We start from the raw sequence: 12,842 nt of genomic DNA, 5'->3' as shown, positions 1-12,842 counted from the left end.
GACCTGCACCCTGCTCTCTCCCGCGAGGAGAGAGTTCGTTCGGTGCGGTGTTTTTTGCCCTCGCCCCTCTGGGGAGAGGGATTGGGTGAGGGGATAACATAATCCTCCCCCCAAAGGCAGTACGTATAACAATAACCCCACTCTCTACAAGGCTCGGGGTGCCCGGAAAGGGCAAATACAGGTCAGCGACAACGCATGGCATAACGCCATAATCAGGAAATTAAACTATGTGTGGAATTGTTGGCGCAGTTGCGCAGCGTGATATTGCTGAAATCCTTCTCGAAGGTTTACGTCGTCTGGAATACCGTGGTTACGACTCTGCCGGTCTGGCAGTTGTGGATGCAGAAGGGCATATGACCCGTCTGCGTCGTCTCGGTAAAGTGCAGATGCTGGCCCAGGCTGCGGAAGATCATCCGCTGCACGGTGGCACGGGTATTGCGCACACCCGCTGGGCGACCCACGGCGAACCGTCTGAAGGCAATGCGCACCCGCATGTGTCCGAACACATCGTGGTCGTGCATAACGGCATTATCGAAAACCACGAACCGCTGCGCGAAGAACTTAAAGCGCGCGGCTATACCTTCGTCTCTGAAACCGACACCGAAGTTATTGCTCACCTGGTTCACTGGGAGCTGGAGCAGGGCGGTACACTGCGTGAAGCGGTGCTGCGCGCGATCCCTCAGCTGCGCGGTGCATACGGTACGGTAATCATGGATTCACGCGATCCGTCCACGCTGCTGGCCGCACGTTCCGGTAGCCCAATGGTTATCGGTCTGGGCATGGGCGAGAACTTTATCGCCTCTGACCAGCTGGCACTTCTGCCGGTTACCCGTCGCTTTATCTTCCTGGAAGAGGGTGATATCGCGGAAGTGACGCGTCGCAGCGTGACGGTATTCGATACCAAAGGCGAGCAGGTGAAACGCCCGGAGATCGAATCCAATCTGCAGTACGACGCAGGCGACAAAGGCGCTTACCGTCACTACATGCAGAAAGAAATTTACGAGCAGCCGAACGCCATCAAAAACACCCTGACCGGGCGCATCAGCCACGGCGAGGTGGACCTGAGCGAACTGGGTGCCAACGCCAATGAGCTGCTCGGTAAGGTTGAGCATATTCAGATCGTGGCCTGCGGTACCTCCTACAACTCCGGTATGGTCTCCCGCTACTGGTTTGAATCCCTGGCCGGTGTTCCGTGTGACGTGGAAATCGCTTCAGAATTCCGCTACCGCAAATCCGCGGTGCGTCGTAATAGCCTGATGATCACCCTTTCCCAGTCTGGCGAAACGGCGGACACCCTGGCGGCGCTGCGTCTCTCTAAAGAGCTGGGCTATCTGGGCTCTCTGGCCATCTGTAACGTGCCGGGTTCTTCGCTGGTTCGTGAATCCGATCTGGCGCTGATGACCAACGCAGGCACGGAAATCGGCGTGGCCTCCACCAAAGCGTTTACCACTCAGCTGACCGTTCTGCTGATGCTGGTGGCGAAACTGGCGCGTCTGAAAGGGCAGGATGCGGCTGTTGAGCATGACATCGTTCATGGCCTGCAGGCGCTGCCAAGCCGTATTGAGCAGATGCTGTCTCAGGACAAACGCATTGAAGCGCTGGCGGAAGATTTCTCTGACAAACATCACGCCCTGTTCCTCGGCCGTGGCGATCAGTATCCAATTGCGCTGGAAGGCGCGTTGAAGCTGAAAGAGATCTCCTACATCCACGCGGAAGCTTACGCAGCTGGCGAGCTGAAACACGGCCCGCTGGCGCTGATTGACGCAGACATGCCGGTCATCGTTGTGGCACCTAACAACGAACTGCTGGAAAAACTGAAGTCCAATATCGAAGAAGTCCGCGCCCGCGGCGGTGTACTGTACGTCTTCGCCGATAAAGACGCCGGCTTTGCGAGCAGCGACAATATGCACATCATCGAGATGCCGCATGTGGAAGAGGTGATTGCCCCTATCTTCTACACCGTTCCGCTGCAGTTGCTGGCCTACCACGTCGCGCTGATCAAAGGCACTGACGTTGACCAGCCACGTAACCTGGCGAAATCGGTCACCGTAGAATAATCCCCTCAGGCTCCACCTTCGGGTGGAGCTTTTTTACCCTTCCTGGTTTGTTTTTAATCAACCCATCCGCATTTTTATTTATGACAATCTGTCATCTTCAGCTACTTTTTTCAGTGTCACATAAAGAAAATATTTCTGAAAACTTGCTGTCACGTAAGTGGTTAACTAGATGATAATTAAATGAATTTTTACTGATATTTAAGCTAAATTTTCATTGTCATAAAACTGTCATAATTCGTACATTTATCTGTCACCTGTTTGTCCTATTTTGCTCATCGTAGCCACTAAACAACGATTTACGAAAATCTTGCAGGAGACATTATGAAAGTTATGCGTACCACTGTCGCAACTGTTGTCGCCGCGACCTTATCTCTGAGCGCGTTCTCTGTATTTGCAGAAGCAAGCCTGACTGGCGCTGGTGCAACCTTCCCTGCGCCGGTGTATGCCAAATGGGCGGATACCTACCAGAAAGAAACCGGTAACAAGGTTAACTATCAGGGTATCGGCTCCTCCGGTGGCGTAAAACAAATTACCGCGAATACCGTTGATTTCGGCGCATCAGACGCTCCACTGTCTGATGACAAACTGGCGCAGGAAGGCCTGTTCCAGTTCCCGACCGTTATCGGTGGTGTTGTGCTGGCCGTTAACATTCCAGGCCTGAAATCAGGCGAGCTGGTCCTGGACGGCAAAACCCTGGGTGACATCTACCTCGGTAAAATCAAAAAATGGGATGACGAAGCCATCACCAAACTGAACCCGGGTGTCAAACTGCCTTCGCAGAACATCGCAGTGGTTCGTCGTGCAGATGGTTCCGGTACCTCTTTCGTTTTCACCAGCTACCTGGCGAAAGTGAACGAAGAGTGGAAATCTAAAGTCGGTTCCGGCTCTACCGTTAACTGGCCAACCGGTCTGGGTGGTAAAGGCAACGACGGTATCGCCGCGTTCGTACAGCGTCTGCCTGGTTCTATCGGCTATGTAGAGTATGCGTATGCTAAGCAGAACAACCTGTCCTACACCAAACTGGTTTCTGCCGATGGCAAGCCAGTCAGCCCGACTGAAGAGAACTTTGCTAACGCTGCAAAAGGCGCTGACTGGAGCAAATCCTTCGCTCAGGATCTGACTAACCAGAAAGGCGAAGGTGCGTGGCCAATCACCTCTACCACCTTCATTCTGGTTCACAAAGAGCAGAAGAAACCTGAGCAGGGCGCTGAAGTGTTGAAGTTCTTTGACTGGGCGTACAAAAACGGCGGCAAACAGGCTAACGCGCTGGATTACGCCACCCTGCCGGACAACGTGGTTGAGCAGATTCGCGCTGCATGGAAAACCAACGTGAAAGACAGCAGCGGTAAAGCATTGTATTAACTTAGTATTCTGACGAAAATGGCGGGTGGCGCTCGCGCTACCCGCCGATTTCGTAAACGCGTTTAACAGAAGAGTGATTTATGGCTGCAACAAAGCCTGCATTTAACCCTCCGGGTAAAAAAGGTGACATGATTTTCAGCGCGCTGGTCAAACTGGCTGCGCTGATTGTGCTATTGCTGCTGGGCGGCATTATCGTGTCCCTGATTTTCTCCTCCTGGCCGAGCATCCAGAAATTCGGTTTCTCCTTCCTGTGGACCAAAGAGTGGGATGCGCCGAACGATATCTACGGTGCGCTGGTGCCGATTTACGGCACGCTGGTGACGTCGTTTATCGCCCTGCTGATTGCGGTGCCGGTGAGCTTTGGTATTGCCCTGTTCCTGACGGAACTGGCGCCGGGCTGGTTGCGTCGTCCACTGGGTATCGCCATTGAACTGCTGGCCGCTATTCCAAGTATCGTGTACGGCATGTGGGGCCTGTTTATCTTTGCTCCCCTGTTCGCAACGTACTTCCAGGAACCGGTGGGTAATGTTCTCTCTGCCATTCCGTTTGTCGGCACCCTGTTCTCTGGCCCGGCTTTCGGTATCGGTATTCTGGCTGCGGGGGTGATCCTCGCCATTATGATTATTCCGTACATTGCGGCGGTAATGCGCGATGTCTTCGAACAAACGCCGGTGATGATGAAAGAGTCGGCCTACGGCATCGGCTGCACCACCTGGGAAGTTATCTGGCGCATCGTCCTTCCGTTCACCAAAAATGGGGTGATTGGCGGCGTCATGCTGGGGTTAGGCCGTGCTTTGGGTGAAACCATGGCGGTGACCTTTATTATCGGTAACACCTACCAGCTCGACAGCGCCTCCCTCTACATGCCGGGTAACAGTATTACTTCCGCACTGGCGAATGAATTTGCCGAAGCGGAATCCGGGCTGCACGTCGCGGCGCTGATGGAACTGGGCCTGATCCTGTTTGTGATTACCTTCATTGTGCTGGCGATTTCCAAGCTGATGATCCTGCGTCTCGCAAAAAATGAGGGGGCACGCTAATGGCAACTCTCGAAATGCAAAGCACCACTGCGCTGGCGGAATCCCGTCGCAAAATGCAGGCGAAGCGTCGTTTCAAAAACCGCGTTGCGTTGACGCTCTCAATGGCAACGATGGCGTTCGGTCTGTTCTGGCTGGTCTGGATCCTGTTCTCGACCGTTGTGCGCGGTATCGACGGGATGTCGCTGTCACTGTTCACCGAGATGACGCCGCCGCCAAATACGGCGGGTGGCGGCCTGGCGAATGCCCTGGCGGGAAGCGGTTTGCTGATCCTCTGGGCGACGGTAGTTGGTACGCCGCTTGGCATTATGGCGGGGATTTATCTGGCGGAGTACGGGCGTAAATCCTGGCTGGCAGAGGTGATTCGTTTCATTAACGACATCCTGCTGTCTGCGCCGTCTATCGTGGTCGGTCTGTTTGTTTACACCATTGTGGTGGCGCAAATGGAACACTTCTCCGGCTGGGCCGGCGTGATTGCGCTGGCGCTGCTGCAGGTACCTATCGTCATTCGTACCACCGAGAACATGCTGAAACTGGTGCCGGATAGCCTGCGTGAAGCGGCTTACGCGCTGGGCACGCCGAAGTGGAAAATGATCTCCGCGATTACGCTGAAAGCCTCCGTATCGGGGATCATGACCGGTATCCTGCTGGCCATTGCCCGTATTGCAGGCGAAACGGCGCCGCTGCTGTTTACTGCCCTCTCCAACCAGTTCTGGAGTACGGACATGATGCAGCCGATCGCCAACCTGCCGGTGACGATTTTTAAATTTGCGATGAGCCCATTCGCGGAATGGCAGCAGCTGGCCTGGGCCGGGGTGCTGATCATTACCCTTTGCGTACTGTTGCTGAACATTCTGGCGCGCGTCATTTTCGCGAAGCAGAAACACGGTTAAATTTTTACGGCGCGGCAGATCGCGGCGCCGAATGAGGAAATGAGTCAATGAGTATGGTTGATACTGCCCCGGGTAAGATTCAGGTTCGTGATTTGAACTTCTACTACGGCAAATTCCATGCCCTGAAGAACATCAACCTGGATATCGCCAGGAACCAGGTCACGGCATTTATCGGTCCGTCTGGCTGTGGTAAATCCACGCTGCTGCGTACCTTTAACAAAATGTATTCGCTCTATCCGGAGCAGCGTGCCGAAGGTGAAATCATCCTGGACGGCGATAACATTCTGACCAACAGCCAGGATATCGCCCTGCTGCGTGCGAAAGTCGGGATGGTGTTCCAGAAACCGACGCCGTTCCCGATGTCCATCTATGACAACATCGCCTTTGGCGTACGTCTGTTTGAAAAGCTCTCCCGTACGGATATGGATGAGCGCGTTCAGTGGGCTTTGACCAAGGCCGCATTATGGAACGAAACCAAAGATAAGTTGCACCAGAGCGGTTACTCTCTCTCCGGTGGTCAGCAGCAGCGTCTGTGCATTGCGCGTGGTATCGCCATTCGCCCGGAAGTGTTGTTGCTGGATGAGCCGTGTTCAGCTCTGGACCCGATCTCAACCGGCCGTATTGAAGAGTTGATCACCGAGCTGAAGCAGGATTACACCGTGGTTATCGTGACCCACAACATGCAGCAGGCTGCGCGTTGTTCCGATTACACGGCGTTTATGTACCTGGGCGAGTTGATTGAGTTCAGCAATACGGACGATCTGTTCACCAAGCCCGCTAAAAAGCAAACAGAAGACTATATCACCGGTCGTTACGGTTGATTCAGGAGCGCGCTATGGACAATCTCAATCTTAACAAACACATTTCAGGCCAGTTCAACGCAGAGCTGGAAAGTATTCGCACTCAGGTGATGACCATGGGTGGCATGGTTGAGCAGCAGCTTTCCGATGCCATTACCGCGATGCACAACCAGGACAGCGAGCTGGCAAAGCGCGTTATCGAAGGTGATAAAAACGTCAATATGATGGAAGTCGCCATTGATGAAGCCTGCGTGCGTATTATCGCCAAGCGTCAGCCAACGGCGAGCGACCTGCGTCTGGTTATGGCGATCATCAAAACCATCGCCGAGCTGGAGCGTATTGGTGACGTTGCGGATAAAATCTGCCGCACCGCGCTGGAGAAATTCTCTCAGCAGCACCAGCCACTGCTGGTGAGCCTCGAGTCGCTGGGTCGTCATACCGTGCAGATGCTGCATGACGTACTGGATGCCTTTGCGCGAATGGATCTGGACGAAGCGGTACGTATCTACCGTGAAGACAAAAAGGTCGACCAGGAGTATGAAGGCATCGTGCGTCAGCTGATGACCTACATGATGGAAGACTCCCGTACGATCCCAAGCGTCCTGACCGCACTGTTCTGCGCGCGCTCAATTGAGCGTATCGGTGACCGTTGCCAGAACATTTGCGAATACATCTTCTACTTCGTGAAAGGACAGGATTTCCGTCACGTTGGCGGCGATGAGCTGGACAAGCTGCTGGCGGGTAAAGATCCGAAAGAGTGATGCGCTAACATGCCCGGTGCTGCTGCGCTTACCGGGCCTGCGAACCTTATAGGCCGGATAAGCGTCAGCGCTATCCGGCTTTTTTTCAGCGAGTAATATTCCACCCGCGAGCCTTCCACAATTCTGGCAGCTGCGCCAGATCGGTGAAGGTCGTCACTTTCGGATGATCGATCGGTTTGTTGTGCGGATCGGCGCAGAAATAAAACACCTCCATACCCGCATCAATTCCCGACTGCGCTCCCGCAGAAGAGTCATCCACCAGAATGCAGTTCGCCACGTTAACGTTCATCGCTTTTGCTGCATGGAACATCAACGCCGGGTCTGGCTTCCAGCGCTGGATATCGTAGCCGCTGAACAGTTTTTCCGGGAAGTGGTGCAACATTTCAAGCTTACCCAGCGAGTGCTGCATTTTGCTGACCGGACCGTTCGAGACCACGCAGATGGGCACCGTCATCGCATCCAGAAGCGCATTCGCCCCGGCAATGACCTCCAGCTCGGAGTCGAAGAGGCGTGCGACCTCGGCGCGGTAGACCGGCTCCAGATCTGCTTTCGCCAGATCCACACCGTGCTCTTCGTTAATGATGTCGATGATCTCGTAGAGCTTCACGCCTTTAAAGCGTTTAAACACCTCTTCGAGATCCAGCGTAATGCCAAATTCCCTGAACATGGTCACATACGCGCGGGAACAAATGACCTCACTGTCGACCAGCGTACCGTCGCAGTCGAAAAATACCGCTTCAATTCCGGACATGCCTTTCCCTTTTTACAAGTTTAACGTTTACGTACGGCAGTTTAATGAGACGCAATCGTTGCCGTATAAGCAAAATCAATGAAAAAATGTCTCTCGTAACCGCCACTATTGTCGCATTTTGGTATAGGATAGCGACGAATTTTCCCTCCTTGTTCGGAAATTGATGATGAGTCAACAACACACTACCCAGACATCTGGTCAGGGTCTGCTTGAGCGCGTGTTTAAACTGCGTGAGCACGGCACAACGGCACGCACCGAAGTGATCGCCGGTTTCACCACCTTCCTGACGATGGTCTATATCGTTTTTGTTAACCCACAAATTCTGGGCGTTGCTGGCATGGACACCAGCGCCGTCTTCGTGACCACCTGTCTGATCGCTGCGCTGGGCAGTATCCTGATGGGCGTGTTCGCTAACCTGCCCGTGGCGCTGGCCCCGGCAATGGGCCTGAACGCTTTCTTCGCGTTCGTGGTCGTCCAGGCGATGGGTCTGCCATGGCAGGTTGGCATGGGCGCTATCTTCTGGGGCGCGGTTGGCCTGCTGTTACTGACCATTTTCCGCGTACGTTACTGGATGATAGCCAATATTCCGGTGAGCCTGCGCGTGGGCATTACCAGCGGTATTGGTCTGTTTATCGGCATGATGGGTCTGAAAAATGCAGGCGTTATCGTGGCTAACCCGGACACGCTGGTGAGCATCGGTCACCTGACCTCGCACAACGTGCTGCTGGGCGTGCTGGGCTTCTTTATCATCGCTATCCTGGCCTCGCGCAATATTCATGCGGCCGTGCTGGTTTCCATCGTGGTCACCACGCTGCTGGGCTGGATGCTGGGCGATGTGCAGTACAAAGGGATTGTCTCCGCGCCACCGAGCGTGTCCACCGTCATTGGGCACGTCGATCTGGCAGGCTCCCTGAACCTGGGTCTGGCGGGCGTGATTTTCTCCTTCATGCTGGTTAACCTGTTTGACTCCTCCGGTACGCTGATTGGCGTGACCGACAAAGCTGGCCTGGCGGATGAGAATGGGAAATTCCCGCGCATGAAGCAGGCGCTGTTTGTTGACAGTGTCTCCTCTGTCACCGGCGCGTTTATCGGTACATCGTCTGTTACCGCTTACATTGAATCCTCTTCAGGTGTCTCTGTGGGTGGCCGTACCGGTCTGACGGCGGTTGTGGTGGGTATCCTGTTCCTGCTGGTGATCTTCCTGTCACCGCTGGCGGGCATGGTGCCTCCGTATGCAGCAGCCGGCGCGCTGATCTACGTGGGGGTGTTAATGACCTCCAGCCTGTCGCGCGTGAAGTGGGATGATTTAACCGAAGCGGTGCCTGCGTTTATTACCGCGGTGATGATGCCGTTTAGCTTCTCGATCACCGAAGGTATCGCGCTGGGCTTTATCTCCTACTGCGTCATGAAGATTGGTACCGGTCGCTTCCGCGACCTCAGCCCGTGCGTCATCATTGTGGCGCTGCTGTTTGTGCTGAAGATTGTTTTTATTGATGCCAAATAAACAGAAAGCCCTTTTCGACGAAAAGGGCTTTTGTGTTTGCGCCCTCTCCCTGTGGGAGAGGGCCAGAGTGAGGGTGTCAGGCTACGTTTAAGCTTTCACTCGCTTAATATAATCACCAAACGCGGTCAGCTGGCCAGAAAGATGGTCACGCGTACTTTGATCCACCACTTCACCCGTCTGCGGGTCGACCTTGTTCTGAATCACGCCCCCCATAAATTCCGGTTTGTTCATTACCATCGCATCCAGGAAGACCAGGATCTGACGCAGATGGTACTGGCAGCGTGCCCCGCCAATAGCGCCCATAGAGCTGGTCTGGATCAGCACCGGTTTACCCGATAGCGGCTGCTCCGGGAGACGGGATAACCAGTCAATGGCATTCTTCAGGCCACCCGGGACGGAGTAGTTATATTCAGGCGTAACAATCACCACGCCGTCGGCCTGGCGGATCTGCTCTGCAAGCGCTTCTACGCTCTGTGGAAACCCTTCTTCCTGCTGCACATCCGCGTCGTAAAGCGGAATGTCGCCAATCGATGGCAGGGCGCTAATGTCCATACCTGCCGGTGCCAGCTGAGGCAGCGTGCGGGCAACCATCCCGTTAAATGAACCTTTGCGCAGGCTTCCCAGTAACGTAACAACTTTCAACGTATCAGACATGATTACTCCTGTTTCATCATGATGACCCTGAATGGATCAGCTAAGGGTATATGCTTTTTCTGCCGGTAAACTGGTTAATCTCATCAGGCGCGCGGCGGGTTCGTTGGCTCGCTCGGGCACATCCGGAAGGCTACTCCATCCGTGTTGACTGTCAAATTCCCAGATTTTCAATCGTTCGATGGCGGGGGTCACCGCGATGGACCAAATCAGTACGTCTTCAGCATCGCTGAGCGCCTCTACCAGCGTGGCTTTAGCGGAACGCAGGCGTCCGGAGCCGGGAAGCAATTGCAGCAGGCTGGCGTCGTCTGATGCACAGCCACAGAGCTTTCGAATGCTCTGGCGTAAGGTAATGAGCTGAGCTCTGGCCTCGATGGGATCGTTCTGGTTACGCACCCACAGCTTTTCATTACTGGAAAGCGGGTAGTCATCGTGCGGGTTCGCGCCGTGGAAGCCGCGGGTTGCGTGCTGAAGCTCCATGTCCAGGCCGCAATCCCCTTCAGTAGTGAGCGCGACGCCAATGATATTGCCCGTGTAGGCAATGGAGAAACGCGGCAGCTCCGGGTCGGCAAAGACCGGGCGGCCTTCAGGTTGGGTGAGGATATCCGGCAGTTCACTGGTGCCGTACAGCATGAACATCAGCTCAGCGAGAAGCGCGCGGGATGCCAAAAACCGCGTCCGGCGATGCTCCGGCAGTTTACGTGCTTCCTGGTGACACGCGGATGAAATTCTGGCCGATACGAGATGTCCCTCTGTCAGTATCCCTCTTGCAAAGTGCGTTGCCATTTTTCGCTCCTTGATAATGGTCGTATTCGGTTAAACGGTTACATGATTATCGCTTAACTTGCCTTCTGTTTTAATCAGTAAATGGGAGTAAGAGAAGCCTGAGGACCCAACTTTACATTTTCTTAGGCAAAAATAAGCGCTGGAGCGGCATATAGCGCTTTGATTGTCTCACGGAGCCAGAGGATTTTCGGATTATGGCTGTTTCGTTTATGCCAGATCAGCGTGAAAGGAACGGTCAGTTTTTCAGCCTGGGCTTCATCAATGGGAATGGGCAGGGCGATCAGCTTACGCTGGTGGAGTTGATTATAGTGATGGCAGTAGTGTGGTGCCGTGGCGATGTAGTTATGGCCGGGCTGCGCCGCCATAAACATCGACTGTTCGAAACCGGGCAGGCTCATGGCGATATTACGCTCACGTCCCATCTCTCTGAGCACCTCATCAAGCGCCCAGGTGTCGCTGCGCTCCCAGAAGATGCTGATATGCGGATAGCGCAGGAAAGTCTCCAGGTTCCACTCTTCCTGAAGAGCCGGATGATCTTCGCGCAAATAGACGCAGGGGCGGTCGCTGAACAGAATTTCGTAGTCGATAAACCACGGCATGAGCTTCAACAGCTCGCGGGAGCGCGGATGCGTTTCACGGCCCGTGAAGCCAAGATCGACTTCTCCGCGCGTAATGGCATCCACCGAGTCGTAATCCCAGTGGCGCATCTTTACCGTGGCCTGTGGATAGCGCTGATTGACCTGCTCGAGCAGGGCATTAAAACGGATCAACATCAGAGGCGTTTCCGCGGCCAGCACGAACGTCAGCCCGCCCGGGGAGTCATGATGGAATTTATCGAGGATCTGATTGCCAATCTGCATCCAGTCGGCCAGATCCTGCTCCAGGCTCATCGTCAGCGGTGTCGGCAGCAGGCCTAACGGTGTTTTCACAAACAGCGGATCGTCAAACCAGTCGCGCAGTTTCGCCAGCGATTTACTTACCGCGGACGGGGTTACGTTCATCCGTTTCGCGGCTTTGGTTACGCTGCGCTCCTGCAGCAAAAGCTGCAGACACAACAACAGGTTAAGATCGAGACTGCTGATTGGCTTCTTCATAATGGGCCGCGGGCTGGATGACCATAAGTAAGGTGATGCAGAGCATGCTACAACCAATCAGAATCCCGATCAGCATATTGAGCGCATTAAGGCCGATGACCGCCGCCAGCCATATCCACAGCGACGAACCGCAGACCTGTGCAATACCCAGCACCGAGCTTGCCACACCCGCGCGCAGCGAGAACGGGCCAAGCGCCTGACTCATCGCCACGCCAAAGCCGACGGAGAAGCCGGCGCAAATCAGCGTAATCCCTACCAGCATCAGCGCATGTGTGCTGGTGGTCGCCAGAATCCCCCCCGCAGCGAGGAACAGCACCTGCGAAGTTAGCATGAGTGTGCGCTGACGGAAGATATTCAGTGCGAACGGCGTCGAGAACGAGACGGCCATACTGACCATCGCGGTAAGTGCCATCACGGTGGAATACTCACCGCGATCAAACCCCATGGTCTCCATCAGCAACACCGGGGAAACGTTTACATACGTCAGGATCACCGCCACGCTCAGTGTGGTAATGGCCAGGCGACTCAGGAAAAAGCGGTTTAGCAGCGTCTCGGCCGGATGAAGGGTTGCCGTATGGCCTGTGTTTTGCGAGCCTGGATGGGTCTCTTTCAACACCGTGATCGAGAGGATAAAGACCAGCGCACCCATGGCCGCCATCGTCCAGAACAGGCTCTGCCACGGGAATTTCAGCATGATCAGATAGCCCACCACCGGCGCCATCACCGGAATGATGCAGGTAATACCGTTGAGCATGGAAAGCACTTTGGCACGGCGCTGAGCGCTTAAGGTATCGCGCAGGATGGCGAAGGCCACTACATAACAGCCACCGGCACCTATCCCCTGGATAAAGCGTCCTGTCAGGAACAGGGTACTGTCCTGGGCCAGGGAGCAGAGCATTGACGCCAGCGCGAAGATGATGGCACAGGTAATGGCCACGGGCTGACGACCCGCTTTGTCCGCGATTTTCCCGGCAAATACCATCGATGATGCCATCCCGGCGAGATAGGCCGAAAACGCAATATGCAGCTGCGCCTCGCTGGCACCCAGATCGCGGGCAATGTGCGGCAGCCCCACCAGATACATATCAATACCCGATGGATAGAGCAGAACCAGCGCAAAACTACAAAACAGAAAACGAGCCATAA

12 protein-coding genes are annotated in these 12,842 nt (G+C 54.8%); 7 read left to right on the top strand and 5 right to left on the bottom strand.

Translation table 11 applies throughout. The features are described 5' to 3' along the window. Positions 1 to 227 precede the first annotated feature (227 nt). The 6 genes from glmS (at position 228) to phoU (ending at position 6,910) form a co-directional block, all read left to right on the top strand. Positions 228 to 2,057: a glutamine--fructose-6-phosphate transaminase (isomerizing) gene (gene glmS / locus QRN24_RS15560; protein ID WP_044857050.1), complete on the top strand. Its 1,830-nt coding sequence runs from the start codon at positions 228 to 230 to the stop codon at positions 2,055 to 2,057. Positions 2,058 to 2,378: 321 nt separating this feature from the next. Then, the gene (pstS, locus tag QRN24_RS15555) at positions 2,379 to 3,419 is read left to right on the top strand and encodes a phosphate ABC transporter substrate-binding protein PstS (protein ID WP_059305815.1); all 1,041 of its coding nucleotides are present in this window, start codon (positions 2,379 to 2,381) and stop codon (positions 3,417 to 3,419) included. Positions 3,420 to 3,499: 80 nt separating this feature from the next. Continuing rightward, positions 3,500 to 4,459, top strand: a complete 960-nt coding sequence (gene pstC, locus QRN24_RS15550) for a phosphate ABC transporter permease PstC (RefSeq protein WP_014172288.1) — start codon at positions 3,500 to 3,502, stop codon at positions 4,457 to 4,459. After that, positions 4,459 to 5,349, top strand: a complete 891-nt coding sequence (gene pstA, locus QRN24_RS15545; protein WP_014172289.1) for a phosphate ABC transporter permease PstA — start codon at positions 4,459 to 4,461, stop codon at positions 5,347 to 5,349. Before pstC ends, pstA begins: the two co-directional genes overlap by 1 nt. Before the next feature lie 47 nt (positions 5,350 to 5,396). After that, on the top strand, positions 5,397 to 6,170 hold the full coding sequence (pstB, locus tag QRN24_RS15540; protein WP_014172291.1) for a phosphate ABC transporter ATP-binding protein PstB: 774 nt from the start codon (positions 5,397 to 5,399) through the stop codon (positions 6,168 to 6,170). Positions 6,171 to 6,184: 14 nt separating this feature from the next. Further along, entirely contained in the window at positions 6,185 to 6,910 is a 726-nt protein-coding gene (phoU, locus tag QRN24_RS15535) for a phosphate signaling complex protein PhoU (RefSeq protein WP_008500182.1), read from the top strand. Positions 6,911 to 6,995: 85 nt separating this feature from the next. Here the strand turns inward: phoU and yieH are convergent, their stop codons facing one another. After that, positions 6,996 to 7,661, bottom strand: a complete 666-nt coding sequence (yieH, locus tag QRN24_RS15530) for a 6-phosphogluconate phosphatase (RefSeq protein WP_014172293.1) — start codon at positions 7,659 to 7,661, stop codon at positions 6,996 to 6,998. 166 nt (positions 7,662 to 7,827) lie between these two features. Between yieH and QRN24_RS15525 the strand changes: the two genes are divergently transcribed. Continuing rightward, positions 7,828 to 9,165: an NCS2 family permease gene (locus tag QRN24_RS15525; protein ID WP_138614807.1), complete on the top strand. Its 1,338-nt coding sequence runs from the start codon at positions 7,828 to 7,830 to the stop codon at positions 9,163 to 9,165. Between the two features lie 87 nt (positions 9,166 to 9,252). Here QRN24_RS15525 and QRN24_RS15520 read toward each other — a convergent pair whose 3' ends face one another. The 4 genes from QRN24_RS15520 to QRN24_RS15505 all read right to left on the bottom strand — a co-directional run bounded on the left by QRN24_RS15520 (position 9,253) and on the right by QRN24_RS15505 (position 12,840). Further along, positions 9,253 to 9,819 (bottom strand): NADPH-dependent FMN reductase, encoded by a 567-nt coding sequence (locus tag QRN24_RS15520; RefSeq protein ID WP_020882759.1) that lies wholly within the window; start codon positions 9,817 to 9,819, stop codon positions 9,253 to 9,255. A gap of 36 nt (positions 9,820 to 9,855) precedes the next feature. Beyond that, the gene (locus QRN24_RS15515; protein ID WP_014172296.1) at positions 9,856 to 10,602 is read right to left on the bottom strand and encodes a 4'-phosphopantetheinyl transferase family protein; all 747 of its coding nucleotides are present in this window, start codon (positions 10,600 to 10,602) and stop codon (positions 9,856 to 9,858) included. A gap of 122 nt (positions 10,603 to 10,724) precedes the next feature. Next, complete coding sequence (yidZ, locus tag QRN24_RS15510; protein ID WP_040018322.1) at positions 10,725 to 11,696, bottom strand: HTH-type transcriptional regulator YidZ; 972 nt, start codon at positions 11,694 to 11,696, stop codon at positions 10,725 to 10,727. Then, positions 11,665 to 12,840 (bottom strand): MFS transporter, encoded by a 1,176-nt coding sequence (locus tag QRN24_RS15505; RefSeq protein ID WP_047742678.1) that lies wholly within the window; start codon positions 12,838 to 12,840, stop codon positions 11,665 to 11,667. The genes yidZ and QRN24_RS15505 overlap by 32 nt, the downstream gene beginning before the upstream one ends. Positions 12,841 to 12,842: the final 2 nt, after the last annotated feature.

It is taken from the genome of Enterobacter sp. MEB024 (assembly GCF_030209635.1).
In the GTDB taxonomy this organism is placed as follows: Bacteria; Pseudomonadota; Gammaproteobacteria; order Enterobacterales; family Enterobacteriaceae; genus Enterobacter; species Enterobacter ludwigii.
The sequence above is the reverse complement of the archived record's forward strand: the minus strand, read 5'-3'. Positions and strand labels throughout refer to the sequence as shown.

What these genes read in the sequence shown, in the direction of transcription:
- glmS (WP_044857050.1), top strand. Translation starts at nt 228, where the DNA reads ATGTGTGGAATTGTTGGCGCAGTTGCGCAGCGTGATATTGCTGAAATC.
- pstS (WP_059305815.1), top strand. Translation starts at nt 2,379, where the DNA reads ATGAAAGTTATGCGTACCACTGTCGCAACTGTTGTCGCCGCGACCTTA.
- pstC (WP_014172288.1), top strand. Translation starts at nt 3,500, where the DNA reads ATGGCTGCAACAAAGCCTGCATTTAACCCTCCGGGTAAAAAAGGTGAC.
- pstA (WP_014172289.1), top strand. Translation starts at nt 4,459, where the DNA reads ATGGCAACTCTCGAAATGCAAAGCACCACTGCGCTGGCGGAATCCCGT.
- pstB (WP_014172291.1), top strand. Translation starts at nt 5,397, where the DNA reads ATGAGTATGGTTGATACTGCCCCGGGTAAGATTCAGGTTCGTGATTTG.
- phoU (WP_008500182.1), top strand. Translation starts at nt 6,185, where the DNA reads ATGGACAATCTCAATCTTAACAAACACATTTCAGGCCAGTTCAACGCA.
- yieH (WP_014172293.1), bottom strand. Translation starts at nt 7,661, where the DNA reads ATGTCCGGAATTGAAGCGGTATTTTTCGACTGCGACGGTACGCTGGTC.
- QRN24_RS15525 (WP_138614807.1), top strand. Translation starts at nt 7,828, where the DNA reads ATGAGTCAACAACACACTACCCAGACATCTGGTCAGGGTCTGCTTGAG.
- QRN24_RS15520 (WP_020882759.1), bottom strand. Translation starts at nt 9,819, where the DNA reads ATGTCTGATACGTTGAAAGTTGTTACGTTACTGGGAAGCCTGCGCAAA.
- QRN24_RS15515 (WP_014172296.1), bottom strand. Translation starts at nt 10,602, where the DNA reads ATGGCAACGCACTTTGCAAGAGGGATACTGACAGAGGGACATCTCGTA.
- yidZ (WP_040018322.1), bottom strand. Translation starts at nt 11,696, where the DNA reads ATGAAGAAGCCAATCAGCAGTCTCGATCTTAACCTGTTGTTGTGTCTG.
- QRN24_RS15505 (WP_047742678.1), bottom strand. Translation starts at nt 12,840, where the DNA reads ATGGCTCGTTTTCTGTTTTGTAGTTTTGCGCTGGTTCTGCTCTATCCA.